This window comes from Candidatus Merdisoma sp. JLR.KK011 (assembly GCF_036941125.1).
Classification (GTDB): Bacteria; Bacillota; Clostridia; order Lachnospirales; family Lachnospiraceae; genus Laedolimicola.
The window spans coordinates 735,784-760,870 of sequence record NZ_JAYWSZ010000003.1 but is presented as its reverse complement, the minus strand read 5'-3'; the positions used below and the strand labels follow the sequence as shown (position 1 = coordinate 760,870).

General features: G+C 50.2%; 25 protein-coding genes. 3 read left to right on the top strand and 22 right to left on the bottom strand.

Going from position 1 to position 25,087, the window contains the following annotated elements:
- Nucleotides 1–38 precede the first annotated feature (38 nt).
- From VV089_RS04510 to VV089_RS04450, 13 genes are all read right to left on the bottom strand, one after another.
- The gene (locus VV089_RS04510; protein WP_334335096.1) at nucleotides 39–2,276 is read right to left on the bottom strand and encodes a peptidoglycan D,D-transpeptidase FtsI family protein; all 2,238 of its coding nucleotides are present in this window, start codon (nucleotides 2,274–2,276) and stop codon (nucleotides 39–41) included.
- A gap of 61 nt (nucleotides 2,277–2,337) precedes the next feature.
- The gene (locus VV089_RS04505; protein ID WP_172542747.1) at nucleotides 2,338–2,877 is read right to left on the bottom strand and encodes a cell division protein FtsL; all 540 of its coding nucleotides are present in this window, start codon (nucleotides 2,875–2,877) and stop codon (nucleotides 2,338–2,340) included.
- A 21-nt stretch (nucleotides 2,878–2,898) separates the two neighbouring features.
- Entirely contained in the window at nucleotides 2,899–3,834 is a 936-nt protein-coding gene (gene rsmH, locus VV089_RS04500; RefSeq protein ID WP_334335095.1) for a 16S rRNA (cytosine(1402)-N(4))-methyltransferase RsmH, read from the bottom strand.
- A 9-nt stretch (nucleotides 3,835–3,843) separates the two neighbouring features.
- Nucleotides 3,844–4,281, bottom strand: coding sequence for a division/cell wall cluster transcriptional repressor MraZ (mraZ, locus tag VV089_RS04495; protein ID WP_172542745.1), 438 nt, complete (start codon nucleotides 4,279–4,281; stop codon nucleotides 3,844–3,846).
- Between the two features lie 269 nt (nucleotides 4,282–4,550).
- Complete coding sequence (locus tag VV089_RS04490; protein ID WP_172542744.1) at nucleotides 4,551–5,180, bottom strand: DedA family protein; 630 nt, start codon at nucleotides 5,178–5,180, stop codon at nucleotides 4,551–4,553.
- Nucleotides 5,181–5,321: 141 nt separating this feature from the next.
- On the bottom strand, nucleotides 5,322–6,419 hold the full coding sequence (gene ychF / locus VV089_RS04485) for a redox-regulated ATPase YchF (protein WP_172542743.1): 1,098 nt from the start codon (nucleotides 6,417–6,419) through the stop codon (nucleotides 5,322–5,324).
- A gap of 114 nt (nucleotides 6,420–6,533) precedes the next feature.
- Entirely contained in the window at nucleotides 6,534–8,366 is a 1,833-nt protein-coding gene (locus VV089_RS04480) for an alpha-amylase family protein (protein ID WP_334335094.1), read from the bottom strand.
- A gap of 88 nt (nucleotides 8,367–8,454) precedes the next feature.
- Nucleotides 8,455–9,564: an ABC transporter ATP-binding protein gene (locus VV089_RS04475; protein WP_172542741.1), complete on the bottom strand. Its 1,110-nt coding sequence runs from the start codon at nucleotides 9,562–9,564 to the stop codon at nucleotides 8,455–8,457.
- A 98-nt stretch (nucleotides 9,565–9,662) separates the two neighbouring features.
- On the bottom strand, nucleotides 9,663–10,118 hold the full coding sequence (locus tag VV089_RS04470) for a DUF6106 family protein (protein ID WP_334335093.1): 456 nt from the start codon (nucleotides 10,116–10,118) through the stop codon (nucleotides 9,663–9,665).
- Between the two features lie 15 nt (nucleotides 10,119–10,133).
- Nucleotides 10,134–12,329 carry an alpha-galactosidase gene (locus VV089_RS04465; protein ID WP_334335092.1) on the bottom strand — a complete coding sequence of 732 codons (2,196 nt, stop codon included), beginning with the start codon at nucleotides 12,327–12,329 and terminating at the stop codon, nucleotides 10,134–10,136.
- Nucleotides 12,330–12,371: 42 nt separating this feature from the next.
- A complete protein-coding gene (locus VV089_RS04460) occupies nucleotides 12,372–13,211 on the bottom strand; it encodes a carbohydrate ABC transporter permease (protein ID WP_172542738.1) in 840 nt (279 codons plus the stop codon).
- Between the two features lie 13 nt (nucleotides 13,212–13,224).
- Nucleotides 13,225–14,118 carry a carbohydrate ABC transporter permease gene (locus VV089_RS04455; RefSeq protein ID WP_334335091.1) on the bottom strand — a complete coding sequence of 298 codons (894 nt, stop codon included), beginning with the start codon at nucleotides 14,116–14,118 and terminating at the stop codon, nucleotides 13,225–13,227.
- A gap of 15 nt (nucleotides 14,119–14,133) precedes the next feature.
- Nucleotides 14,134–15,411 carry an ABC transporter substrate-binding protein gene (locus tag VV089_RS04450; RefSeq protein ID WP_442891536.1) on the bottom strand — a complete coding sequence of 426 codons (1,278 nt, stop codon included), beginning with the start codon at nucleotides 15,409–15,411 and terminating at the stop codon, nucleotides 14,134–14,136.
- Nucleotides 15,412–16,044: 633 nt separating this feature from the next.
- On the opposite strand from VV089_RS04450, the gene VV089_RS04445 reads away from it, so the two are divergent.
- Nucleotides 16,045–16,911: an AraC family transcriptional regulator gene (locus VV089_RS04445; protein ID WP_334335089.1), complete on the top strand. Its 867-nt coding sequence runs from the start codon at nucleotides 16,045–16,047 to the stop codon at nucleotides 16,909–16,911.
- 82 nt (nucleotides 16,912–16,993) lie between these two features.
- Here the strand turns inward: VV089_RS04445 and pgeF are convergent, their stop codons facing one another.
- The 7 genes from pgeF to rplS all read right to left on the bottom strand — a co-directional run bounded on the left by pgeF (nucleotide 16,994) and on the right by rplS (nucleotide 21,712).
- Nucleotides 16,994–17,842 (bottom strand): peptidoglycan editing factor PgeF, encoded by an 849-nt coding sequence (gene pgeF, locus VV089_RS04440; RefSeq protein ID WP_334335088.1) that lies wholly within the window; start codon nucleotides 17,840–17,842, stop codon nucleotides 16,994–16,996.
- Between the two features lie 49 nt (nucleotides 17,843–17,891).
- A complete protein-coding gene (locus VV089_RS04435) occupies nucleotides 17,892–18,245 on the bottom strand; it encodes a YraN family protein (protein ID WP_172542735.1) in 354 nt (117 codons plus the stop codon).
- 38 nt (nucleotides 18,246–18,283) lie between these two features.
- Entirely contained in the window at nucleotides 18,284–18,973 is a 690-nt protein-coding gene (locus VV089_RS04430; protein ID WP_334335087.1) for a ribonuclease HII, read from the bottom strand.
- Between the two features lie 29 nt (nucleotides 18,974–19,002).
- Entirely contained in the window at nucleotides 19,003–19,599 is a 597-nt protein-coding gene (gene lepB / locus VV089_RS04425) for a signal peptidase I (protein ID WP_172542733.1), read from the bottom strand.
- Between the two features lie 32 nt (nucleotides 19,600–19,631).
- Nucleotides 19,632–20,483: a ribosome biogenesis GTPase YlqF gene (gene ylqF, locus VV089_RS04420; RefSeq protein WP_334335086.1), complete on the bottom strand. Its 852-nt coding sequence runs from the start codon at nucleotides 20,481–20,483 to the stop codon at nucleotides 19,632–19,634.
- Nucleotides 20,484–20,612: 129 nt separating this feature from the next.
- Nucleotides 20,613–21,185: a signal peptidase I gene (gene lepB / locus VV089_RS04415; RefSeq protein WP_334335085.1), complete on the bottom strand. Its 573-nt coding sequence runs from the start codon at nucleotides 21,183–21,185 to the stop codon at nucleotides 20,613–20,615.
- A 179-nt stretch (nucleotides 21,186–21,364) separates the two neighbouring features.
- Nucleotides 21,365–21,712 (bottom strand): 50S ribosomal protein L19, encoded by a 348-nt coding sequence (rplS, locus tag VV089_RS04410; RefSeq protein ID WP_334335084.1) that lies wholly within the window; start codon nucleotides 21,710–21,712, stop codon nucleotides 21,365–21,367.
- A 371-nt stretch (nucleotides 21,713–22,083) separates the two neighbouring features.
- Between rplS and VV089_RS04405 the strand changes: the two genes are divergently transcribed.
- Together VV089_RS04405 and VV089_RS04400 are read left to right on the top strand one after the other, a co-directional pair.
- Complete coding sequence (locus tag VV089_RS04405) at nucleotides 22,084–22,287, top strand: helix-turn-helix transcriptional regulator (RefSeq protein ID WP_172541285.1); 204 nt, start codon at nucleotides 22,084–22,086, stop codon at nucleotides 22,285–22,287.
- On the top strand, nucleotides 22,284–22,706 hold the full coding sequence (locus VV089_RS04400; RefSeq protein WP_172541284.1) for a hypothetical protein: 423 nt from the start codon (nucleotides 22,284–22,286) through the stop codon (nucleotides 22,704–22,706). The genes VV089_RS04405 and VV089_RS04400 overlap by 4 nt, the downstream gene beginning before the upstream one ends.
- An 8-nt stretch (nucleotides 22,707–22,714) precedes the next feature.
- Here the strand turns inward: VV089_RS04400 and VV089_RS04395 are convergent, their stop codons facing one another.
- On the bottom strand, nucleotides 22,715–22,903 hold the full coding sequence (locus VV089_RS04395) for a DUF6472 family protein (RefSeq protein WP_334335083.1): 189 nt from the start codon (nucleotides 22,901–22,903) through the stop codon (nucleotides 22,715–22,717).
- Nucleotides 22,904–25,042: a DNA mismatch repair endonuclease MutL gene (mutL, locus tag VV089_RS04390; RefSeq protein WP_334335082.1), complete on the bottom strand. Its 2,139-nt coding sequence runs from the start codon at nucleotides 25,040–25,042 to the stop codon at nucleotides 22,904–22,906.
- Nucleotides 25,043–25,087: the final 45 nt, after the last annotated feature.

The following is a 25,087-nucleotide window of genomic DNA, read 5'->3' as shown; positions in this document are numbered from 1 at the left end:
ACCTGTTCCGCAGAGGTATGCATTCATAGAGCCCTTCCCTATTCCTCCGGGTCCTCCTGTCCTTCCCCTTCCTCTGGCTCCTCAGGCTCTTCCGGCTCCTCCTTTGGAAAAAGCGGGCTCTCGATACCGCCGAGGATTCCGTCCTCCTCCCGGCTCTGAACCTCTTCCTCTGTGGGCATCTTCACCTGTTCCCCTGTATTGGGGTCTGTAAGATAGCCTTCCGGAAGGGTGTCTTCTTCGGGCTCTTCTCCCTCTTCTCCTGTTCCCCCGCCTTCCTGGCCGTCCTCCTGCTCTGCCTTGGCCGCATTTTCCGCCTCTACCTCTTCCCTCATGTCCTCCGGAATCTCTTCCGTGGCATAGATGTTCATATAAGGCATGGCTTCCTTCATAATGTTCTTGAAAATTTCCTGGGCATAGACACTGCTTGCCTGTGTGATGTGATCTACGGCATTCGGCTCGTCCACCACCACGTAGCAGACTACCTGGGGATTGTCCGCCGGCGCAAAGCCGATAAAGGACACCAGATACTTTCTGGCGGAACGGGGAATCTTCTCCGCCGTCCCTGTCTTGCCGCCCATGGTATAACCCGCCACACGGGCCTTCCGGCCGGTGGGATTGTTCCCGTTACCGTCCGCCGTTCCGTACATGGTATGGTAGAGATACTGCCGGATGAGGGCAGAGGTTTTCGCCGATACGGTCTGTTTCACCAGAACCGGATTGATATTCTCCACCGTGCCGCCGTTAGAATCCAGAATCTTCTTTACCACATGAGGCTTATAATAATAGCCGCCGTTAATGACGGAGGAAAAAGCAGCAGCCTCCTGGATCATAGTCATATTGTAGCCCTGGCCGAAAGAGCTGGTTGCAAGCTCTGTGGGGCCCATATTCTCCTTAGAAAATACAGTGGAAGCATTGTTTGTCTCCCCTGGCAGGTCGATGTTTGTTTTCAGGCCGATATTGAAGATCTGCTGGTATTTTAAAAAGGTATCATAGCCTTCCATAGCTCCTATCTGCATCAGTGCGTCGTTGCAGGAGAACATCAGGCTTCCTTCCAGGGAAATAATTCCATGGCCCGATTTTTTTGCACAGGTGATCGGCTTCTGCCCTTCCACGATTACCTGTCCGCCGTCACATAAGAATGTGGTTGAATCTGAAATGATTCCTGCTTCCAATGCTCCCGCCACGGTAAGGGGCTTCACTGTGGAGCCCGGCTCAAAGCCGTCGCTGATACAGTAATTTCTCCACATCTGATTCTGGAGAAACAGCTCCAGGTTTTCCTTATCCAGCTTTCCGTTTGTCTCAAGCTGGGTATATTCCCGTTCCAGCATGTATCCCTTATCCACAAGAATGTGGGGATTCCCTTCCATGGCATCGTAGACATCCTGGGGAATATAACCGTTTCCCACCAGATCATGGGGATCGTTCAAATTAAAATCCACGTCTCCGGCCATAGCCAGAACTTCGCCAGACTGGGGATCCATCATAATGACCCCGATATTCTTTGCCGCAGGCCCCTCTACATACTTATTCGTATAATCCTCAATAAACTTGTCTATGTACTTCTCCACAATTCCCTGAAGGGTCACGTCAATGGTGGATACCACGCTGTTGCCGTCTGTGGGGGCCTTCACGGACTTGGACTGCTCCAGATCTTCATTCAGATAATTATAGCTTCTGCCGTTGGTGCCGTTGAGAATATCGCTGTACTCCTCTTCAATGCCCGTCTGCCCCTGGTTTCCCGTAACCGTATAGCCAACTACATGGCAGGCCAGAGTATCATTTGGATAACGGCGGATGTAAGAATCCTCAAACCAGACACCTTTTATCTTTGCTCCTCGTTTTTCATCCTCCAAAATCTCCCGGAAGGCCGCCGTCTGCTCCTTTGTCAGCTGACGCAGCAAGGGCACGTAGCTGCTGTCCTTTTTTTCGCTTAAGGCCGTGCGCAGTTCTTCCTCGTTCAGCTCAAAGCATTCCAGCAAGGCCCGGATGGTAGGCTCCACGCAGTCCTTCTTCTCATCCTTATCCTGATTCTGCAGCAATACCTTAGGATCCAGGATCAGATTGTAAACCTTCTCACTGGTCGCCAGAATGGTGCCGTTCCGATCCAGAATGTCACCCCTTCTGTAGGGCAGAAGCGTACTGGCCGTGTCCTGCTGGGCCAGCACTTTTTTTGTGTATTTTTCTCCGTTTGTCTTATTGATGTAGGCCAGGCGGATGTTTACGCCAATTAAAGCAAGCACTATTATGGTAAATAATAGTGCCAGCTTTCCTTTCATGCGGTGCTCCATAAGAGCTTTTCTATCTTTTTTTCTTCTTTGCGCCGACTTTCTCAAATGCTCACCTGCTTCCGGATCTGAATATTCCTTTCAGCCCCTTGTCCTCTTCGGGAATATCTCCATACTGTCTTACATAGTCGCTTCCCTGGCTGTTATAAAGTATCACCTGGTCTGCCTTTGCATAGACCATTCCCAGCTCGTTGATTGCTATTTCCCGTACCTTTTCCAGATCCACGGAAGTGGTTACCCGGTTGTACTCGTCGTCATTTTCCGCCTTCAGCTCCGAAAGCCGGGCCTCCAGGGCCGCAATGTTCTTCATCCTGGCCGAGTTATCCGCCTGGAGCTTTAAGTAGCCTGCGCACACCCACAAGGCCACTATAGACGCAGCAGTCAGAAACAGGCTGTAACCGATGCTCAGATACCGCACCTTCTCGCGCCTGGCCCGGTGAATCCGGGGACGCTGTGCCTGTCTGTCTCTTCTTCTTTTTTTTGGTTCCTCCACAACCTGAAGCTTACGGACTGCTGTGCCATTCACATAAGTCTGTCTGTTTCTGTCGGAAGTTCTTCTTTTGTCCGTATGAATGCTTCTGATTTCTGCCATCTGCTTTTCTCAACTCTCACTTCAGATCCGCTCAAACACTCGCAGCTTTGAGCTCTTGGATCTTTTATTTTTTGTCAATTCCTCCTCACCTGGAACAATTGGTTTTTTAACAGCTAACCTGCCCTTCGGTTTGTTGCCACACACACACACAGGAAAATGAGAAGGGCAGGTGCAGGGATTTTCATTTGTCTTAAAAATGGTCTTGACCATCCGGTCCTCCAGGGAATGAAAGGTAATCACGCAGATTCTTCCTCCCGGCTTCAGAAGATCAATCATGTCATCCAGGGAATTCTTAAGAACCTCCAGTTCTCCGTTCAGTTCAATCCGGATAGCCTGGAACGTTTTCTTCGCCGGATGGCCGCCGTTCATGCGAACCTTTGCAGGAATGGCTCTTCTGATAATCTCCACAAGCTCCCCTGTGGTCTCGATTGGCTTTATCGCTCTGGCGGCCGCTATATGCTTTGCAATGTTCTTCGCAAACTTGTCCTCCCCGTAGCCCCGGATCACCCGGAAGAGCTCCTGCTCGGAGTACTCATTCACAATGTCCCTTGCCGTTTTGGCCTGCCGCCTGTCCATCCGCATATCCAGAGGTGCGTCCTCCCGATAGGTAAAGCCACGCTCTGCGGAATCCAGCTGGAAAGAGGAAACCCCCAGATCCAGAAGAATTCCGTCCACTCTGTCTATACCGAGCTTCTGTAATTCCAGACGCATATTGCAGTAATTGCTGCGGACAATGGTTACCCGGCTGCCGAATTCCAAAAGACGCTCTCCCGCCGCCTTTATGGCGTCTGCGTCCTGGTCGATTCCAATCAGCCTTCCTTTTGGAGAAAGACGCCTTAACACTTCATAGGCGTGTCCCCCTCCCCCCAGGGTTCCGTCCACATAGATTCCGTCAGGCCGGATATTCAGCTGTTCAACCGTCTCCTTAAGGAGGACCGATACATGTGAAAATTCCATTCAGACCTCCTAGATATCCAGCCCCAGCTCCGTAAGCTGGCCTGCAATCTCGTCCATATCGATTTCTTCGTAATTGTTATTCTGATTCCACTTCTCTTCGCTCCAGATCTCGATGCGGTTCAGAAGTCCTGCCAGAACCACGTCCTTTTCAATCCCCGCAAACTTGCGCAGCGTTGCCGGAAGAAGAATCCTCCCCTGCTTGTCAAACTCACAGGAGGTGGCGCCTGCGGTGAGAAATCTTACGAAGGAACGGGCGTTCTTGTTGGTCGTGGGGAGCTTGCGAAGCTTCTCCTCGTAGTCCTCCCACTCTTTCATGGGAAATACAAAGAGACAGCCGTCCAATCCCCTGGTTACAATGAATTCTTCTCCCAACTGCTCCCGAAATTTTGAAGGAATGATGAGCCTGCCCTTGGTGTCCACCGAATGGTTGTATTCGCCGCGGAACATAGCGCTCACCCCTCTTTCGTCTGGTTTTAGGTTGAATTCACCACTATTCTTTACCTAAAAACCACTTTCCACCACTTTCTACCACTTGTAGTACAAGTTTATCTTACTTCTTTTTAAAAATCAAGCCCTTTCGGGGGAATTTTAAAAGAAATTCCATGGAATTTTTTGGAAAAAAGAAGGGCCCCTATATCTTGTACAGGCATCAAAAACGATCCCCAGATATAGAAGCCATCTTTCATTTCTTTTAATTTAATCTCCCAGACTGCAGACTATATGCTTCTGCGCCTGCCGCCCTCCCGGCGCGTCCGGTAGAACCAGATGATTCCGCTGATGGTGCTGATGGAGATCACAATCAGCATAATATGGGAATATTCCCCCACCAGATAAGCAATCCGGCCCCAGGATTCCCCCAGAATGGCCCCAAGCGTTATCAGAGCGCTGTTCCAGAGCACGCTTCCCACAGTCGTATAGGCCAGAAATCTTCCCATAGGCATCCGGCTCATCCCGGCCGGAACAGAGATGAGACTGCGGACAATGGGAATAAAGCGGCAGAAAAATACGGTTTTTGTTCCCTTCTTACGAAACCAGTCGTCCGCCTTAGCTACATCCGCAGGCTTCAGACAGAGCGCCTTTCCCACGGGACCTGCCGTCAGCTTCATCAGCCGTTCCCGGTTGAGAAGCCACCCTGCCCCATAGAGCACCAGCGCCCCGGCCAGGGAGCCCAGGGTAGCGTAAAAGACCACTCCAAAGACAGAAAGCCGGGTATATGTAGTGAGAAATCCGCCAAAGGGCAGGATAATCTCTGAGGGAATCGGTGGGAAAATGTTTTCCGCCGCAATCAGCAGGAAAATTCCCGGGTAGCCGTACTGCTCCATAAGAGCCATAATCAGTTCTCGCAAATGCCACCTCCGCAAATGCTTTTTCTGCTTAAAGCCTATGCAGAAAAGAGGCGGAAAATGCTTTTCCACCTCTTTCTTCCATCACAATATGCGTCTGATTCTTTCGGTCCGATATTCCGTTCCGCCCAAGGTTCTGCCGCGCTACACATTAAAGCGGAAGAGAATAACATCCCCGTCCTTCACCACATACTCCTTGCCTTCCAGGCCCACCAGGCCCTTTTCCTTTGCCGCAGAATAAGAACCGCAGTCCAGCAGATCCTGGTAGTTCACCACCTCGGCCCGGATAAAGCCTCTCTCAAAGTCGGAATGGATCTTTCCAGCCGCCTGGGGCGCCTTGGTTCCCTTCTTTATCGTCCAGGCCCGCGTCTCTGTCTCTCCGGCTGTCAGATAGCTGATAAGCCCCAGAAGGCTGTAGCTTGCACGGATAAGCTTCTCCAGGCCGGACTCCTTAAGACCCAGATCCTCCAGGAACATGGCCTTTTCCTCTTCATCCAGCTCCGCAATCTCCTGTTCTATCTGGGCGCAGATGACAAAGACTTCGCTGCTGTATTCCTTGGCAAAGCTGCGAACCTGCTCCACGCAGGTGTTGGAAGCTCCATCGTCCGCCAGATCCTCCTCGGCTGTATTAGCCGCAAAGATCACAGGCTTGGCAGTCAGAAGATTGTAGCCTGCCATCCACTCCTGCTCGTCCTCGTCCTCGGTCTCAAAGCCGGCGGCCATCTTTCCTTCCTCCAGCCATGCCTTGATGCGCTCCAGAAGCTCCAGCTCCTTAGCCAGGGTCTTGTCGTTGCGGGCTCCCCGGACGGTCTTGGAGATTCTGCGCTCCAGGATCTCAATGTCGGAGAAGATAAGCTCCAGATTGATGGTTTCGATGTCACGTAAGGGGTTGATGCTTCCGTCCACATGGACTACATTGGTATCTTCAAAGCAGCGGACTACGTGGACGATGGCGTCCACCTCCCGGATATTCGCCAGGAACTGGTTGCCCAGGCCCTCGCCCTTTGAGGCTCCCTTCACCAGGCCGGCAATGTCTACAAACTCAATGACCGCCGGCGTAATCTTCGCCGAATCATAGAGAGCCGCCAGAAGGCCCAGCCGCTCATCCGGCACCGCCACCACGCCTACGTTGGGGTCGATGGTGCAGAAGGGATAGTTTGCAGATTCCGCGCCTGCCTTGGTCAGTGAATTAAAAAGTGTGCTTTTTCCCACGTTGGGGAGTCCCACGATTCCGAGCTTCATATTTGTCTATTCTCCTTTGGTATTATCTTTTTGACTTTTGAAATTTCAATGACTATTATAATTCATTTCACCTCGGGAGACAATAGGTGTTTTTTGCAGAAGCCTTTTCCTTCCTTATTCCCGCAAAAGCCACCGCATTCCATAAGCCGGAAGCTTCACTTCCCTGCCTTCCATCCGCTCGCCACAGATGAGATCTACATACATTCCTTCCTCATTGATCCAGGCGGTCCGCTCTTCGCCGGCAAAGTTAAACAGGGCTGTCAGTTTTTCCTCCCCGTAAGCACGGTTTACGCAGAGAATTGCCGCATCATACGTGTCTGCCGTCCATACGGCGGCCTGATTCAAAAAGACCGGATGTACGGCACGTAAATCCTCCATCTTCCGGATACAGTCAAAGATTTCCTTCTGATAGCTGCCCTCGGTCTTCCGAAGCTCTGCCTTCTCCCAGGAAAAGCTTCCTCTGTGAAGGTAGCGGGAATCTTCCGCTTTCCTGGGGTCATTGTGATACCCGTTATCATTGAGCTGTCCAATCTCATCTCCGCTGTAAATTACTGGGATGCCCGACTGCACCAGCATGTATCCGTGAAGCATCTCAATAAACCGTACCGACCGGGCCGCTGCCTCCTCATTTTCCTCCTCAAGGGCTCTCTCCAGTCCGCAGAGAGAAGCCGTCGTTCCGCAAAGGCGGGCGTCCCCGGAGGTGGGATCGTCATTATACAGCTCTCCTTTTGCATAGGAGCCCGGCCATTTTCCGGTGAAATAATCATTGAGATACTTTTTATGGGGTACCTCCTCCATATCCTTTACTGCTTTCAGCCAGTCGTAATCCAGTCCCCAGCCAATGTCGTCGTGGCAGCGGAGATAATTTAAGAAAACATACTCCTTAGGCAGCGCGTTCACAATGTCCATCTGCCGTTTGAGAAGAGCCACATCCCCTGTGGCAGCCGTATGCCAGGTGGTGGCCATGGTCGTTACATTGTAGAGCATATGGCACTCCGGCTTCTCCACCGTGCCAAAATAGGGAACTACCTTCACCGGCTCCATCACCACCTCCCCCAGAAGCAGAACCCCGGGGCAGACAATCTCGCAGATCATCCGCAGCATCCGGACAATGCTGTGAACCTGGGGCAGATTCCGGCAGGTGGTGCCAAGCTCTTTCCAGATATAGGGTACTGCGTCAATGCGGATAATGTCCACGCCCTGGTTGGTCAGATTCAGCAGGCAGTCGGTCATATCGTGGAATACCATGGGATTGCGGTAATTGAGATCCCACTGGTAAGGATAGAAGGTGGTCATCACAAACTTCTTTTCCTCCTCCAGCCAGGTAAAATTCCCAGGCGCCGTGGTGGGAAATACCTGGGGGCAGGTCTTTTCATACTGTCCGGGAATGTCAAAGGTGTCAAAAAAGAAATACCGATCCTGGAATTCCTTCTCTCCTGCCCGGGCGCGCTTTGCCCATTCATGCTCCTCTGAAGTATGGTTCATTACAAAATCCAGACAGACACTTAACCCTTTTTTGTGACAGGTTTCCGTAAGCGCCGCCAGATCCTTCATGGTTCCCAGATCCGGCCGTACCTTTCCAAAATCCGACACCGCATAACCGCCGTCGCTCCGCCCTTCCGGAGAATCCAGAAGCGGCATGAGATGCAGATAGTTCACACCGCACTCCCGGATATAGGGCAGACGCTCCTTTACGCCCTTTAGGTTTCCTGCAAAGGCCTCTGTATACATCATCATGCCCGCCATATCGTTGCGCTTGTACCAGTCGGGATCTTCCTCCCTGGTCCGGTCAAGCTTTTTCAAAGAAGCCCGGCGTTCTTCGTATCTGGCTTTCAGGCGGCTGCACAGGTAAGAAAACCCATCCTCCGGATAGAGCTCGCAGTACAGCCACTTTAGTTCCTCCAGATGCCTTGCCAGCCGCTCTTCAAATTCTACTACTTTACTCATACGATAGCTCCTATTCCTGTTTTTCAGTTCCGTTATGTCCAAAGGCAGACAGCCTGGGCTGCCTGCCTTTGAAGCTCATTTAAAATGGTTAATGAGCAATTGCCTTCTCAGTCTCTTTGTCAAATACATGAATCTTATCCGTGTCCAGAACAAAATCAACTACGTCGTTCTCCCGGGCCGTTGTGCCGGAGCTTACTCTTGCCGTCATCTGGGTTCCGCACATATCGAAGTACAGATAAACCTCGGCGCCCAGAAGCTCGTAAACATTCACGGTTCCCTTTACCACAGCCTGATTCCTGGCTCTTGTAGTTGCCGGATCGCTTACATCCTCGGGACGAATACCCATCACAACCTGTTTTCCCTTGTAGCCGCCGTCAATCAGCTTCTTGCCCTTTTCTGCCGTAAGGGGTATGCGGTAATCGCCGGCCTTTAAGAATACCTTATCTCCCTCCGTCTCGCAGACAGCGTCTATAAAGTTCATCTGGGGAGAACCGATAAAGCCTGCCACAAACAGGTTATCCGGCTCGTTGTATAAGGTCTGGGGGCTTGCAATCTGCTGAACCACGCCGTCCTTCATAACAACGATTCTCGTTCCCAGGGTCATAGCCTCTGTCTGGTCATGGGTTACGTAGATAATGGTAGCTCCCAGTCTCTGATGCAGCTTGGAAATCTCGGTACGCATCTGTACACGCAGCTTGGCGTCCAGGTTGGAAAGAGGCTCATCCATCAGGAATACCTTGGGGTTCCGCACAATGGCGCGGCCCATGGCAACACGCTGGCGCTGTCCGCCGGAGAGCGCTCTCGGCTTCCGATCCAGAAGCTTCTCCAGATCCAGGATTCTTGCCGCCTCCTGCACCTTTTTGTCAATCTCTTCCTTTGGCGTTTTCTTAATCTTAAGGCCGAATGCCATGTTGTCCTTAACCGTCATATGGGGATACAGAGCGTAGCTCTGGAATACCATCGCAATATCCCGATCCTTGGGCTCCACATCGTTCATAAGCTGTCCGTCAATCTTGAATTCGCCGTCAGAAATACTCTCCAGGCCTGCAACCATACGCAGTGTCGTAGACTTTCCGCATCCGGAGGGGCCTACGAAAATGATAAATTCCTTATCCTCGATCTCCAGGTTAAAATCCTTTACCGCCTCATATCCGTTGGGGTATCTCTTGTAAATATGCTTTAATGATAAGCTTGCCATTCCTCTTACCTCCCAGGTAATTTATTTTAATCATTTCACATGTTTCTCTAATCTGTCTGTAAAAGCTAGTTTTTTGGACGTTAATAGTCCGATTCCGCTTACTGAAGCTTCCGGTGCAGCCGCATTTCCTCCAGGAATTCCTCGTTGGGTTCTAAGTAAACCAGGTCATTTCCGGCTTTCAGGGTGTAAACCCTGGCATTCTCCCATCCAGAGGTAAAATCCCGAACCTTACAGCCTGTCACGCTTTTTCGTCCCTCAGCTACATATTCCATGTTCTTGCGCTCGCAGTGGTAAAGATCCTTGCGCTTTTCCTTGCGGATAATCTTGGAAACCTCAAAGTCTCCGTTCACGTACACATATTCAAACTCATACCGCCAGCTCCGAAGAAGCAGCACGCCGAATATCACGAAGGCCAGAACCGGAAGGAACAACAAGGGGAAAATAATCGTATCCACCACAAGCACCGCCATAGCTGCCATCAATACTGCCTTTAAGAGACGCTTTCCTTTTGGCATCACATAAGGAATACACCATTCCAGAACAACATCCTTCATTATAAGCGCCCCCTTTCACAAAGCCTTAATATGATACTGCACCGCCTCATACTGCATCAGCTTGCCTGGCACCGGAAGCCCGGCGCTCATAAGAGCCTGGCCGGATAAGCTTCCCTCCATGCCGTCCACTTGGTACTGCATCTGCGGATTTAAGCCCTTGGCCTTCACATACCGCTGGGCGTCGTTGGCCTCCTTCTCCGTCAGCACCAGAGAGATAAGTGCCTCGTCACGGTTCCGGGACACATGCTCCCAGGCCACATACTCCGAAAAGGTGTAAGGATTGGTAAGCCGGTAATAATCTCCGTAGACAATCAGCGGATAATTCCTTTTATAAGCCTCAACCTGCTGCCTGCAGATCCGCTTCTCTTCCTCGGTAAGCTTTGTGGAATCCAGCTCGTAGCCCAGAATTCCGTCCATGGCCGTGATCCCCCGTGTTTCCAGAGGCACGGTCCGCCCCGTCTGATGGTTGGGACATACCGACACATGAGATTCCATAGCGGAAACGGGATACACAAAGGTCGTTCCGTACTGAATCTTTAAGCGGCACACCGCATCCGTATTGTCGCTGCACCAGATCTGCGGCTGGTAGTAAAGCATTCCCGGGTCAAAACGTCCGCCGCCGCCGCTGCATCCACAGAAAAGAATTTCCGGATGGGTTAAAATAATACGGTTCATAATGTCATAGAGCCCCAGGATATAGCGGTGATAAATTTCACCCTGCTTTTCCTTCTCCACAATGGCAGACCAGGCATCCGTGATAAAGCGGTTCATATCCCATTTCACATACTCAATCCTGGCGCTGTCCAGTACGCTGTTGATGGATGTCACAATGTAATCCCTCACGTCCTCCCTGGACAAATCAAGCACAAGCTGGTATCTGCCTCTGGAAGGCTGACGTCTGGGCATCTGCAGGCACCAGTCCGGATGCTTCCGGTACAGCTCACTGTTCTCTGACACCATCTCCGGTTCAATCCACAAGCCGAAATTTAGTCCCATTTCATGGATATCCTCGGAAAGGCCTCCTAAACCTCTAGGCAGCTTGGCTGTGTTCACGTCCCAGTCTCCCAGGGCTGCATTGTCGTCATTGCGGTTGCCAAACCAGCCGTCGTCCAGGACAAAAAGCTCTACGCCCATGTCCACTGCCTCTTTTGCTATCTCAAGGAGCTTTGCCTCATCAAAGTCGAAGTAAGCCGCCTCCCAGCTGTTGATAAGAATCGGCCGCTCCTTCCTTACATAAGGGCTTTTGCACAAATTTTCACGGTACACCCTGTGATACAGGTGCGTCAGATGGGTCAGCCCCTTCCCCGAATAAGCCAGCACCACCTCCGGAGCCGTAAAACGCTCGCCGGGCTTTAGCTGATAAGAAAAATGCTTGGGATGAATGCCCATCACAATCCGGGTCTGGTCATACTGATCTTTTTCCACCTTGCACATAAAATTGCCGCTGTATACAAAGGAAAATCCATAGCAGCGTCCGTCATCCTCACTAGCTCCCCTCTCACAGAGAATCGCAAATGGATTGTGCTGGTGGCTGGATGCTCCCCGGAAGCTTCCCACATTCTGAATGCCGTATGCCAGGGGATTTCTGCTCCACTCCCGTTCCATAGTATGACGTCCGTCAAAATGAATGAAATCATAGTCAGAATCCATAAAATCCATGGTCATTGACATGATGCGGTTCAGATAAATGGTTTCCTCGCTCTCGTTGATCACCTTCACCGCCCGGGTAATAATATCTTTTTCTTCAAATACCGAGTAACAGAGCACAGCCGTCAGCTGCGTAGCCGGATCCGTAAGCCAGATTTCCAAGGTGTCCACCCGATCCTGATCTGCCGCCCACAGGGAGGGAAGGCCCTCCAGGGAATACTTGCCGGCATAAATCTCATGCTTAGCAGCCTTTCCCACAAAGGCATAGCTTCCGTCCCCGTTTTTTACTTCAATGCTGCTCAATCGATAATCGCAGCTTCCATCGCTCGAAAACTCCTGCGGTAGAAAATCCAGTGAGAATGTACGGTCATTTCCCGCCTCGTTGGGATTGGGAGAAAAGCCTCTGTCCTGGAGCTGAATCAGATAACTTAAATCCTCATCCTCCAGCCGCTCTCCATAATATAAATGCAAAAGATATCCATAATCGCTTACCTTCATCTGGTAAGTGCTGTTCTTTGTCTGCAACAGAAATGTTTTTTTGCTTTCTATATATCTGACTGACATCTATGTAGTCCTCCACCGTAAGTAAAATAATCTGCCCTGGACTTATTTTCCTCCCGTCATTGCAACGCCCTCGATAAACTGCTTCTGGAAGAACAGATACAGTACCACCATGGGAATCATGGCTAAAAGGGAGCCGGCCATCATAACCGGGAAGTTCGTATTAAACTGACCTCGTAAGGTAGCAAGACCAGAGGACAGGGTCATCATCTTCAAATCTGTGTTGGCAATCAGGGGCCACATCAGATCTCCGTAGGCAAACACAGCGGTAAATACCGCAAGAGCCGCCATAGAGGATGTTGTCAGGGGCACCATAACCTTCACAAAGGTCTGCCACTGATTGCAGCCGTCCAGATAAGCCGCCTCGGAAATCTCATCCGGGATTCCCATATAAGCCTGGCGCAGGAAGAACGTACCAAAGGCGCTCACCAATCCGGGGAATACCAGAGCAAAAATCGTATTGGTCAGTCCCATCTTTGCCAGCATCTGATACTGGGGCGTAATGAAAATCTGGGAAGGAAGCATCATCTGCACCAGAACCAGGGAGAAGAGGAAATTCTTTCCCTTAAAGTTCAGCTTTGCAAATGCATAGCCGGCCATGGAACTGAATGCCACCGCACAGACCACTCGCCAGAAAATCAGCAGAATGGTGTTCTTGTAAAGGGCTCCGAAGGGAAGGCTTGCCATAGCGTCCTTAAAGTTATCAATGATCCACTGTGCCGGGAAGAAATCCGGCGGAATCTGCATACTCTCGGCTACTGTCTTAAAGCTGGTCAGAAGCATCCAGATAAAGGGGAAGATCATAACGATGGACCCAATGATGAAAAACAAATATGTGCCTGCTGTCCGAAGCTTTTGATTTCTCTCTAATGAATTGGATTTCATACTTCTCCACCTCCTATACTTCGTAGTTCACCCATTTCTTCTGTCCCCAGAACTGGAAGGCCGTTACAATACCGATGAGAAGAACGGTCCAGATCACCACTGCGGAGCCGTAGCCCTTATTGCCGGCTACAAAGGACTCGCGGTAGAACAGGAACATCAGAGACTGGGCGCTTGTCAGTGCCGGGTTTGACTCCTCAACCATCATGTAAATCAAGTCGTATACCTTCAGGGAGGACATCAAACGCATAATCATAACTACGAACAGAGTAGGAGAAACCATAGGCAGCGTAATGTGGAAGAACTGCTGAATCTTGGTTGCTCCGTCAAGGCTTGCCGCCTCATAGTAGGACTTGGATATATTCTGCAGTCCCGACAGAAGAAGCACCGCATCGTAGCCGATGGCGCTCCAGATTGCCACGATAGCACAGGTCACCATAACCACGTTGGGATTGGTAATCCAGTTTACGTTGTTCCCCAGAAGGGTATTGATGATACCGTACTCGGTGTTGAACATCCACTTCCACACCATAGCAACCGCCGCCGGAGCTACAACCATGGGCAGGAAGAAGATGGCACGAAAAGCCGTTCTTCCCTTAATCTTCGTGTTCAGCATAACCGCAACCACCAGCGCCAGAAAAATGCCAAGAGGCACGGTCAGGAGGCAGAAATAAATGGTATTTAAATTCGCCCTCCAGAAATCCGCATTGGTGAACATGGTGATATAGTTGGTCAAACCGTTAAACTCATAAAAGCCAAAGGGCTTTGTCTTTGTAAAGCTCAATTTTAAGGTATCAATAAACGGGTAAAGATTCAGTACAATCAAGCCGATGATGGTAGGCGCTACCATGATATAGCCCCACATGCCTTCGGTCTTGGCGAACTTACCCGCCTTGCTGTTATTTGCCATGTATAAACCTCCCCTCTACTCTGCTTCTGCCGTATCAATGAAAGTCTGGATGTTATTCAGTCCGTCCTCCAGTGTAGATTTTCCGGAGTAAATCCGAAGAAGCTCATCCTGTACCTTCGGCTTCCATACGGAACGGGAAGCATTGTTCACGCTCTGTACGCCGTAGTCAAACATATCTACACATTTCTGTACGTCTAATTTATAGTCAAACTGGTCAAATACCTTTACCCAGGTATCCTCAAGACCGATGTAAGCCGGAATCGCCGCACCGGATTCACCCTGGACACGCTGTCCCTCCTCGGAACCGAAGAACTTAAGAACATCCTTTACAATCTCAAGGTTCTTTCCCTTGGCGCCGGTTGCATAGCACAGACCGTTGGAAATCGTGGCTTTTCCGTCGCCCTCTGCCGGATCCGGGCACATGGGCAGTACTGCCACATCCCATTTCCCCTGCATCTCCGGATAATTCTGCATCTCGGAGAGAAGGTTCCAGTTTCCTTCTAAGAACATCGAACCCTGCTCGGAGAAGAAGGCTGTTCCGGGAGAAGTCTCCGCAAAGTAGTTCTGATCCGGGCACCAGTTTTCCTGCTGAAGATTGATGTAGAACTCCATCGCTTCCCGGGTAGCCGGATTGTCAAAGCCGCCCTTTGTCTTATCCTCGGTCAGTATGTATCCGCCCTTTTGATATACGAAGTTCCAGTATCCAAGCTGATCGTCTCCGTAAGCCATGTAGCCGTACTTGCCGGTGGTGTCATAAATCTGCTGGGAAGCTGCTGTCAGGTCGTCCCAGGTCCAGGTTTCATCGGGATAAGACACGCCTGCGGCGTCAAACATTTCTTTGTTGTATACCAGACAGACCGTATCCTTGTCCTTTGGTATTCCGTAATATCTGCCGTCGCTTCCCTGGATATTTGCCAGAGAGATTTCTGAAAAATGATTCTTGTAATAGTCGGGATCTTCATCGTTATAAAGATCCGTCAGATCCGCAATCATGCCGTAGTCCGCATACTTTAAAATCTCGTTGGTATGCATCCAGAACACGTCCGGCATCTGATTACTGATAGCCGCTGCCTCCAGCTTGGTCCAGTACTCGCCCCAGCTCGTAACCTGAACTTCAATTACCACATCCGGGTTCTTTGCGGTATAAGCGTCGCAAACGGCCTGCATTCCATCCCTCTGATTGACGTCCCAGATCTGGAACGTCAGATGGGTTTTGCCGTCGGAGGCTTTCCCACACGCAGCTAATCCTAAAGCCAATACCACGACCAGAAGAGCTGCAAGTAATTTCTTCATGTTCTTCACAAGTTTCCCTCCTTAATATGGACATATTCCACCGGATTTTCAGCTTTTTCCATCAATTTTTGCCTGTATCCGGCTTAGAAATAGTGAATAAAACAATTCCACCCTGGCCAGGTGCTGGAACAAAATTGGGTATATTGGATAATTATACCCTAAATATCGTAAAAATTATAACATTTCCACAGAATCATGGTAAATAGCATAGATTTTATATTTATATACCAAAATGCTAGATCTGTACAAATAAAGTATAATGTGGTAAAATTTTGGCATATAGCCAGGGGCTGACGCAAAATAAGGCAGCGGCCGTTTCCGATATCAAACCTTCGGCTGTCCGCGCACAGGTTGTCTGTTCTGAATAGATTGTCTGATCTAAACAGGCTGTACCCCAAAACCGTAATACCTTCAAAAGTGTCCCGGGCAATGTCCGTTCAGAGCAGACAGCCTGTACAAGCTCCATCCGAACGCCATATAGAAATGGCAGCTGTCTTATTTTGCGTCAGCCCCTCAAAAAAATCTACATCAAATAAGAATATTGATTCACCATAAGCAATTTCATTAAGTTAGAAATGTTTCACAATTGATGCAATACCCTAGCAAAAGTACTTTTACTTAAAAGGAGGCACCATGAGTAATCACTTGTTTAACATCTTTCCCAACGAACGCTACATGGATCTTACGCTCTACCAGTACGGCTGGGAGCAGTGTGAACCGGCCCATTCCTACGGCCCCGCTTCACGGAATCACTATTTATTTCACTACATCATCAAAGGCAAAGGCGTCCTGCATCACACGGACGATCACGGCCAGACCCACATTTACAATCTAAAGCCTCACCAGGGTTTTCTCATCTGTCCGGAGCTGGTAAACACTTACATAGCAGACAAGGAAGACCCCTGGGAATACGCCTGGGTGGAATTTGACGGACTGCGGGTAAAAGAATTTCTGGAAACCGCCGGCCTGACAGAGCGCTCCCCCATCTATCGGAGCGCCAGCCAGGATCTGCGGGGCGGCATGAAAGAAGAGCTGCTCAACATTGTCCACGGCAAAGAGCACTCTTCTCTCTATCAGATTGGACATCTCTACCTCTTTCTCGACCTGCTGATCCAATCCTCCTTTAACCGGAAGGAATTTTCCGCCGGCAAGCTCAAGGACTTCTATATCCGGGAGGCCATCAGCTTTATCGAGCAGAACTACAGCCATCCCATTACAGTGGAGGATATTGCTATATTCTGCAATCTGAACCGAAGCTATCTGGGCAAGATTTTCCGGGACGAGCTCAACAAGACGCCCCAGCAGTTCCTCATTTATTACCGGATGAACCGGGCGGCAGAGCTTCTCAAATTTTCCGAGACAACGGTAGGAGAGATCGGAAAACTGGTAGGCTATCCCAATCAGCTTCATTTTTCCAGAGCCTTTAAAAATGTATTTGGAATTCCTCCAACCGAATGGCGGAGGGAGAATCAGGTTTATCAGCCCTTAAAAGAGGCTTGAAAACAAAATGGGGGCTGTCTGGAAATATGATACCAGAAACGTCTGATGTCATATTTCCAGACAGCCCCTCTCACTTTTTCCCTCATTCTTTCAGCATCAGAAACGCTCCCAGGTTCCCTCGTTTTCCCTTGGAAGCCCGATGGCTGAATAAAAGCTTTGCATTACAGCAGGTACAGAGATCCGTAGTGAGAATCCGCTCCGGAAGAAGTCCTGCCTCCCGGAAAATCAGTTCATTGGCACGCCAGAGATTGAGCTGGTATTTTCCATCCGGCTTCTCGTAAAAAATTTCCTTCCAATAAGTCTTCTCAAAGGCCTCCTGAAACTGCCCGATCACATCCTCGCTGACCTCATAACAGTCCTGGCAGATAGAAGGGCCGATGGCCGCTGTCAGATCCTCCGGCCGGGTTCCGTACTGCTCTTTCATAAGCTCCACAGTGCGTTTCCCAATCTTCCCCACAGTCCCCTTCCATCCGGAATGGGACAGCCCGACGGCTCTGTGAACCGGATCCACCAGAAACAGCGGCACACAGTCGGCGTAAAAGGCGGCAAGAACCAGCCCCGGCACATTGGTCACCAGTCCGTCCACATCTCTATAGTCTTTCTCCCTGACAAAACCCTTTCCCCGATCCGCCTCCGTGACCACGCGGACATTGCTGGTATGAGTCTGATCCGAGAATACCAGATTCCGGCAGTCAAATCCCATAGCCCTGCCAAGACGGGCAAAATTCTCCCTAACACGCCCTTCCTCGTCTCCCCTGGCAAAGCTTAGATTCATAGAAGAGAACATTCCCTCGCTCACACCGCCCATACGGGTGGAAAATCCGTGGATCACCGCCTCTGTTTCATCAAGACCCGGAAATACAAGAAAAGGAACGCCTTCACGTTCCACAACCTTCATTGCCGCCCCTTTGTTTTTTCGCACAAACTCCATTTGATTCTCCTGTCTTCGTTTTTGATTCTGCCATTCCCTATACCATTGGTCATTGATAAGGAAATGCATTGCTATATACCTGTATCTCGTCTCCCAAAATCGACACGACGTCAAAACGGAATCCCCTGTTTTCGGGAATACGCCGGGACATTCGGTAAAAATCCGCTGTCCGGCAGATTCTTCTCTGTTTGGCCGGCGTCACCGCCTCTGCCGGCATACCGTACCGGCTGCTTTTCCTGTATTTGACTTCCAGAAAAACCAGGCAGCCTGCCTCCTCTGCAATCAGATCAATCTCCCCGGCCTTACAACGGAAATTCCGCTCCAATATCTGATACCCCTGGCTTTCCAGATATTCTGCCGCTTTTTCCTCCTGCTGGGCTCCTACGCTCCGGCTGTTTTCCATTTTGTTTCCTTTCTTAGACAATGCCTTATCTGCGGCTTTTATGGACAGCTTTCGATTACGGAATTCTCAGGCACAAAATTTTTAATAAAGCTTCTCCGGTGGATCTTGCAGGGTCCAAGCTCCTTTAAGGCGGCAATATGTTTTGCAGCTCCGTACCCCTTATTGGAAGCAAATCCATACCCTGGATATATATTTTCATATTCCGCCATCATCCGATCCCTGGTTACCTTGGCAATGACGCTTGCCGCTGCAATGGATACACTTTTCGCGTCTCCTTTCACAATCGGAACCTGGGGAATCTCAACCTGGGGGATCGTCACGGCGTCATTCAAAAGCAGATCCGGGCGCACCTTCAAGCCGGCAACGGCTATCCGCATGGCCTCATAGGTCGCCTGCAGAATATTGATCTCGTCAATCCGCTCCGGCCCCACAACCCCGAGGCTTACGGCAAGGGCCTTTTCCATAATCTCATCATAGAGAAGCTCCCGCCTTTTTTCGGTAAGCTTCTTGGAATCATTCAGATAGAGTATCTCACAGTCCTTCGGAAGAATCACGGCTCCGGCCACCACAGGGCCGGCCAGGGGCCCTCTTCCTACCTCGTCAATGCCGCAGAGCATTCCTCTGTCCATGTACCGGTATTCATACTCCTTCATGGTCTCCAGACGTTCCCTCTCTGCCTTTAATCTTTCCTGCCGTTTCTGCTCTCTTAAAAGCTCTGCCTTTGTCATGCTTCTCTCCTGTACTGTAAGCCTGCCGTTTACTGATGCTTCAGAATCCCGGCCTTATTCAAAGGCCAGATCCGAATCCAGGCGCGCCCCACAATGTCCTCCCTGTGAATCACGCCGACGCTGGGCTCCCGGCTGTCTGAGCTGGCATTCCGATTATCCCCCAGGACAAAGTACTCGTCCTCCTTCAGGGTCACGGGCTCTGCCGCCGTGCCTGGATCCCGAATCACTTCACGGCCATAGGTTTCCCGCAAAACCTCCCCATTGATATAAATCTCGCCGTCAGCAATCTGCACCGTCTCCCCGGGCAGGCCGATGATCCGCTTAATATAGTAGGTATTTTCCTCATATTTATAAGGAAATACAATAATGTCATAACGGAGGGGCTTCTGAAAACGGTAGGTAATCTTATCCACGATGAGCTGATCCCCGTGATCCAGAGTGTTCTTCATGGATTCGCCGCTTACATGGGTCCGCTGGCCTACAAAGGTGATAATCAGAAAGGTAATGACCAGCACCACGCCTATGTAAAGAATCATTCCAACCAGTTCTCTCAGGGGACTTTTTTCCTGTTCCTGATCCCCTTCGCCAATAAAATCATCTTCTGTTGCTTTCCCTTTTCTCCCCATATCCAACCCTCACAATCAGCTTTAGAATTATTTTAGTTCTCTTTTTCTGGAATTTCAAGGGTAAATCTTCCCAGCCTTCCGCTGCGGAACTCTTCCAATACAATTCCTACAGCCTTCTGAAGATCCGGCTGTCCTCCCTTTAAGAGGCAGCCCCGGCTCTCTGCTATCCCCAAAAGCGCAGCAAAGGCGTCTTCTGTCTCATGGATGCCGTATCTCTGGGCAAGAACCCCCGGATACTCGGTGTGCAGAAACTGCAGAAGCTCCAGAGCCAGCTCTTCTGTATTAAGCACCTCATCCTTTACGGAACCAATCATGGCAAGGCGCACGCCGGCCCTGGGATCCTCAAATCTGGGCCACAGAATCCCCGGCGTATCCAGAAGCTCCACCTGTTTATTCAGCCTGACCCACTGGGCCCCTCTGGTAACGCCCGGCTTATTGCCTGTCTTGGTGCAGGCTTTTCCCGCAAAGCTGTTGATAAAAGTGGACTTGCCCACGTTGGGGATGCCTGCCACCATTGCCCGGATGGGCCTGTTCAGAATTCCACGCTTCCGGTCTCTCTCAATCTTCTCCTTGCAAGCCTCCTGAACTGCTCCATGAATGGATTTCAGCCCAGAACCGCTTCTGGAATTGACCAGAACCACCTGGCAGCCCTGTTCCTTGAAATGCCCGCTCCACAGAGCTGTCTTTCTTTCATCTGCCAGATCGCATTTATTCAATAATATGATCCGGGCCTTCTGACGGCCCATCTCGTCAATGTCGGGGTTGCGGCTGCTGAAGGGCACTCTTGCATCTACAAGCTCCAGGATCAGATCCACCAGCTTGATATTCTCCTGCATCATCCGCTTTGCCTTGGTCATATGACCTGGATACCATTGTACATTCATACTGTCTTCCTTATTTGAGTTCCGCAATATCCTGCACAGTACCCCCTATGAGAAGAATTTCCGGCCACAGGTACATGTGTCCGTAAATCCTTCTGGCACTGTGCAGGATACTGCTGATTCCAGTTCCCATTAAGGCAGCCATCCGAAACGCTCGCCCGGCGTTATGTTGAACCAGGCCATTCCCATAATGTCCTCGCGGCGCACATTGCCGATGTCTGCGCTTCTGCTGTCCTCGCTGTTGTTCCGGTTGTCTCCCAGAACAAAAAATTCATCCTCGCCAAGCTCCACCGGCCCGGCGGCCACGCCTGGGTCATGCATACCCTCTGTGAGAATCTCCTCCTTAAGCAGCTCTCCGTCAATAAAAACCCGGCCGCTTTCAATGGTCACCGTATCTCCCGGCACTCCCACAACGCGCTTGATGTGGTAGTGGGCATTCTCATTGCCGTTTGGCTTAAAAACAACCAGGTCTCCGTAATCCGGAGCCTTCACACGGTAAACCAGCCGGTTGACCAGAACCTGATCTCCGCTGTATATGGCCGGCTCCATAGACTGTCCTACATTGCTTAAGGCAGAGCCGAAAAAGCTGACCAGTATGCAGGCAAAACCAAAGGCCAGCACTGCCTCGCCTATCCAGATTACGGCTTCCCGAAGTACCGCCATATTAATCCGTTTTTTCCGCCGCCGGAAGTTCAAACCTGCCATGGATCTCTCCTTACACTGTCAGATACCTTACATTTTATTTTCTTTTTGCAGTCTCCTTTCTGCATCCGTGCATTCCTTTTGAAGGCAGGATGTAAAAAAACGCAAAAAGAATGAAAAGAGGGCCGCCGCAAAATATAAGTACTCCATTTTGCGTCGTCCCCCCTGCTTTCATCAATCCATTACTTTACCAATTCTTTTACCTTCGCGCGCTTGCCTACACGTCCTCTTAAGTAAGTCAGCTTCGCACGTCTTACTTTTCCGCGGCGTACTACTTCCACCTTCTCTACGTTGGGGGAATGTAAAGGCCATGTCTTCTCAACGCCTACGCCGTTGGAATTCTTTCTTACGGTAAAGGTCTCTCTGGCTCCGCCGCCCTGCTTTTTCAGAACGATTCCCTCAAAAACCTGGATTCTCTCACGGTTACCCTCTTTGATCTTACCGTACACCTTAACGGTATCGCCCACACGGAACTTGGGCGGCTCTGCCTTAAGCTGCGCAGCCTCGATATTCTTAATAATCTCGTTCATTCGTTGCTTCCTCCTTCTGAATTCCGGATGTTCTTACCATAATTCCCAAGTGCGTGAAGCCGCACCGGAGGCCGGCACGTATCTGCTTCCTGCCATATCTGGCTTCTCTTTTCCAATGTATTATAGCAGCGGACCATCTCTTTTTTATCACAACGCAGATTATTATATCATGTCATAATGGAAAATGCAAGAAATTTTTCTATAGCATTTCACGGCTTTTCTCAATGCTCGCAATGGAAAGTTAACTTGACATTTCAGGGAAAACATTGTATAGTGATAATGTAAAGTTAACTTTCCATCAAACCAAAAGCCAACAGCCGCCGCACATGTTTTGAGGAATATTACGGAACTGGAATAGGAGGAACCTTCCTTTGAAAAATCGTTTGGAAGAAATCCGAAAGGAACGCGGTGTCACCCAGGAGGAGCTGGCCGCCTCCCTGGAAGTATCCAGACAGACCATCGGCTCACTGGAAAACGGACGGTATAATCCTTCCATTCTATTGGCCTTCCGGATTGCCCGTTACTTTGGGATGTCAATTGAAGACATTTTTATCTATGAGGAGGATAAAATATGAACGAAAAGAAGAAAAAAACCTTACTCATTCTGGGCGTTACAGCCGGGCTCATCCTGCAATTCGCCGGAATCACTGCCGGCCCGGATAACCAGCGTATAATAAGCGGAAGCTGCATCGGGGCGGGAGCCTTGCTCTTTCCCCTATGCTTAGGCAAGCTTCAGCGCTTATCCCGTGAAAAGGAGTTTCCCTGGGCAGTCCGCCAGGAGGAGATCGAGTTTCACGACGAGCGCAATACCCAAATCCGCAGCCGGGCCAAGGCCAGAACAAGCGACATCAGCCGCTGGGTTGTTGCTGCCCTTGCCTGGATTAACTTTCTTGTACAGGGATACCTGTGGATGACTCTGGCTCTTATGGGAGTGTTTGTACTGGCGTATATCCTGGACTTCTGTTATATAGAAAAGTACCAGAACGAGATGTAGAAACAGCTCTACATCTGATGACGCACAATCCGGTATTCATCCCCGTATTGGAAATAGGGACAGCTTTGAAAGTCTCCCTGTATAAAAAGGCGCATTTCATCCTCGTCCAGATCCATCTCGCACACGTAATAGCCGTAATCATCATCGTACACATAGTTTCCGCAGCATTCGCAGTTGGTGGTTTTTATCTTTTTCATTTACACAATCCTTTTAAATTTCTTTTCTATTTCCTGCTTTGTCATGGAAATGATGGTGGGGCGTCCGTGGGGGCAGTTGTAGGGATTCTCAAGGTGCAGAAGCTCTTCAATCAGAGCCTTGGCTTCCGCCGCAGAGAGGCGCTGGCTGCCCTTTACCGCCCCTTTGCAGGACATGGAAGCAATCTTTTCCAAAACAAGCCTGGAATCCTTGCCTCCTATGCCGTCCAGGCCGTCAAGCAGCTCCAGAAACAGCTCCTTTTCCGCAATTCCAAAGAGATTCCCCGGCACTGCGCTGACTGCGTACTCTCTGCCTCCAAAAGGAGCTATCTCAAAGCCCATCTCTGTAAAATAGTCCAGATATTCCTCCAGCCTTCCCGCTTCCTGCATGGTTAAGGTTAAAATCAAGGGAGGACTGACCATCTGGGAGGTTACCTCTTTGTTTTCCAGACTTTTGACGGTGCGCTCGTAGAGAACCTTTTCGTGGGCCGCATGCTGATCAATCATGTAGAATTTATCTTCAAACTGCACCAGCCAGTAGGTTTCGAAGAGCTGGCCGATGATTTGTATTTCGGATTTGGTCTCGGGGTTCAGAAGCTTATGATCGAAAAGCTCCAATTGTTCCGGTTCCGCTTTTAAATCTGCTTCCTGTTTTTCATCCTTTTTATGCCTGGATGCCTGTAAGGAAGGCGGCTGCTCTGCATTGGCCGTCTCTTTTTCCGGCTGCTCTGCTGCGCCATAGATTCCCCTTTCCCTTACCACTTCGGTGCCTGCCAATGCTTCTAATTCCTCATTGGAATATAGTTTCTGTTCTGCCTCTGTCCGGGCAGTTTTCTGCTCCTCCTTTTCCTGGAACTCTTTCGTCACACGATGGCGCATCTGCGAAAGAAAATATTCCAGATTGCGTTCCTGCGGCGGCTTTGGCCTCTCTTCCGGCTGCTTCGGTCTCTCTTCTGGAAGCTTTGACCTGTCTTCCGGAAGCTTCGGTCTCTCTTCCGGAAGCTTTGACCTGTCTTCCGCCTGCTTCGGCCTCTCTTCCGGAAGCTTCGGCCTGTCTTCCGCCTGCTTTTTCGGCTGTTCTGCTTTGGCTTCCGGGACAGAAGCAGTTTTCTTCTCTTTGGCTTCCTCCGTCAGCCTTACCTGGGGGATTAATTCCTGCCGGGTCAGCCCCTCCCGGACCGTCTTTTGAATCAGGCGGTACAGCTCCTCCTGGTTGGAAAAGCGCAGCTCCATCTTGGTAGGGTGCACATTCACATCCAGAAGCTCCCCGTCCATAGCAATGTGAAGCACCGTGAAGGGATATTTATGCTGCATCATAAAAGTACGGTAAGCGTCCTCAATTCCCTTGGCAATCAGGGAGCTTTTAATATATCTCCCATTGATAAAATACGTCTCATACCCTCTATTTCCTCTGGAAATCACTGGTTTTCCGATATAACCCGTGATCCGTGCCGGGCCTGCAGCCTCGTCTATCTCCACTACATTTGCCGCCACATCCCTGCCGTAAATATGGTAAATCACATCCTTCAGATTGTGATTGCCGGAAGTATGAAGCTTTGTCTGTCCATTGTTGATAAACTGAAAGGAAATCTCCGGGTGGGACAATGCCATCCGCTCCATGAGATCGCTGATGTAACCGGCTTCCGTCATAGGGGTTTTGAGAAATTTTCTTCTCGCCGGGGTATTGTAAAAAAGACTGCGTACCAGAAAGGTGGTTCCCTCCGGCGCAGCCGTCTCCTCCAGCTTCTTTTCCACGCCGCCCTCAATGCAGTAACGGACGCCTGCGTCTGCATCCCGGGTCTTTGTAATCAGCTCCACCATAGCAATGGCTGCAATGCTGGAAAGAGCTTCCCCCCGAAAGCCCAGGGAAGAAACTTCAAACAAATCCTCCACCCGCGTTATTTTACTGGTAGCATGGCGCAGAAAGGCCGTAGGCACCTGCTCCTTTTCAATACCGCTTCCATTGTCCGTGACCCTTAAAAATGAGATTCCTCCGTCCCGGATCTCCACGGCCACAGCGGTAGCGCCTGCGTCGATGGCATTCTCCACAAGCTCCTTTACCACGGAGGAAGGCCGCTCAATGACTTCTCCTGCTGCGATTTTATCGATGGTCTGCTGATCCAGCACTGCTATTTTTCCCATATCTGTTTTTGCTCCCTGACGTATTCTTCTTTTGAAACTTCTATA

Excerpts from the sequence above, each read along its gene's own strand:
- VV089_RS04510 (WP_334335096.1), bottom strand. The coding sequence starts at position 2,276 with ATGAAAGGAAAGCTGGCACTATTATTTACCATAATAGTGCTTGCTTTA.
- VV089_RS04505 (WP_172542747.1), bottom strand. The coding sequence starts at position 2,877 with ATGGCAGAAATCAGAAGCATTCATACGGACAAAAGAAGAACTTCCGAC.
- rsmH (WP_334335095.1), bottom strand. The coding sequence starts at position 3,834 with ATGGAATTTTCACATGTATCGGTCCTCCTTAAGGAGACGGTTGAACAG.
- mraZ (WP_172542745.1), bottom strand. The coding sequence starts at position 4,281 with ATGTTCCGCGGCGAATACAACCATTCGGTGGACACCAAGGGCAGGCTC.
- ychF (WP_172542743.1), bottom strand. The coding sequence starts at position 6,419 with ATGAAGCTCGGAATCGTGGGACTCCCCAACGTGGGAAAAAGCACACTT.
- VV089_RS04480 (WP_334335094.1), bottom strand. The coding sequence starts at position 8,366 with ATGAGTAAAGTAGTAGAATTTGAAGAGCGGCTGGCAAGGCATCTGGAG.
- VV089_RS04475 (WP_172542741.1), bottom strand. The coding sequence starts at position 9,564 with ATGGCAAGCTTATCATTAAAGCATATTTACAAGAGATACCCCAACGGA.
- VV089_RS04470 (WP_334335093.1), bottom strand. The coding sequence starts at position 10,118 with ATGAAGGATGTTGTTCTGGAATGGTGTATTCCTTATGTGATGCCAAAA.
- VV089_RS04465 (WP_334335092.1), bottom strand. The coding sequence starts at position 12,329 with ATGTCAGTCAGATATATAGAAAGCAAAAAAACATTTCTGTTGCAGACA.
- VV089_RS04460 (WP_172542738.1), bottom strand. The coding sequence starts at position 13,211 with ATGAAATCCAATTCATTAGAGAGAAATCAAAAGCTTCGGACAGCAGGC.
- VV089_RS04455 (WP_334335091.1), bottom strand. The coding sequence starts at position 14,118 with ATGGCAAATAACAGCAAGGCGGGTAAGTTCGCCAAGACCGAAGGCATG.
- VV089_RS04450 (WP_442891536.1), bottom strand. The coding sequence starts at position 15,411 with ATGAAGAAATTACTTGCAGCTCTTCTGGTCGTGGTATTGGCTTTAGGA.
- VV089_RS04445 (WP_334335089.1), top strand. The coding sequence starts at position 16,045 with ATGAGTAATCACTTGTTTAACATCTTTCCCAACGAACGCTACATGGAT.
- pgeF (WP_334335088.1), bottom strand. The coding sequence starts at position 17,842 with ATGGAGTTTGTGCGAAAAAACAAAGGGGCGGCAATGAAGGTTGTGGAA.
- VV089_RS04435 (WP_172542735.1), bottom strand. The coding sequence starts at position 18,245 with ATGGAAAACAGCCGGAGCGTAGGAGCCCAGCAGGAGGAAAAAGCGGCA.
- VV089_RS04430 (WP_334335087.1), bottom strand. The coding sequence starts at position 18,973 with ATGACAAAGGCAGAGCTTTTAAGAGAGCAGAAACGGCAGGAAAGATTA.
- lepB (WP_172542733.1), bottom strand. The coding sequence starts at position 19,599 with ATGGGGAGAAAAGGGAAAGCAACAGAAGATGATTTTATTGGCGAAGGG.
- ylqF (WP_334335086.1), bottom strand. The coding sequence starts at position 20,483 with ATGAATGTACAATGGTATCCAGGTCATATGACCAAGGCAAAGCGGATG.
- lepB (WP_334335085.1), bottom strand. The coding sequence starts at position 21,185 with ATGGCAGGTTTGAACTTCCGGCGGCGGAAAAAACGGATTAATATGGCG.
- rplS (WP_334335084.1), bottom strand. The coding sequence starts at position 21,712 with ATGAACGAGATTATTAAGAATATCGAGGCTGCGCAGCTTAAGGCAGAG.
- VV089_RS04400 (WP_172541284.1), top strand. The coding sequence starts at position 22,284 with ATGAACGAAAAGAAGAAAAAAACCTTACTCATTCTGGGCGTTACAGCC.
- VV089_RS04395 (WP_334335083.1), bottom strand. The coding sequence starts at position 22,903 with ATGAAAAAGATAAAAACCACCAACTGCGAATGCTGCGGAAACTATGTG.
- mutL (WP_334335082.1), bottom strand. The coding sequence starts at position 25,042 with ATGGGAAAAATAGCAGTGCTGGATCAGCAGACCATCGATAAAATCGCA.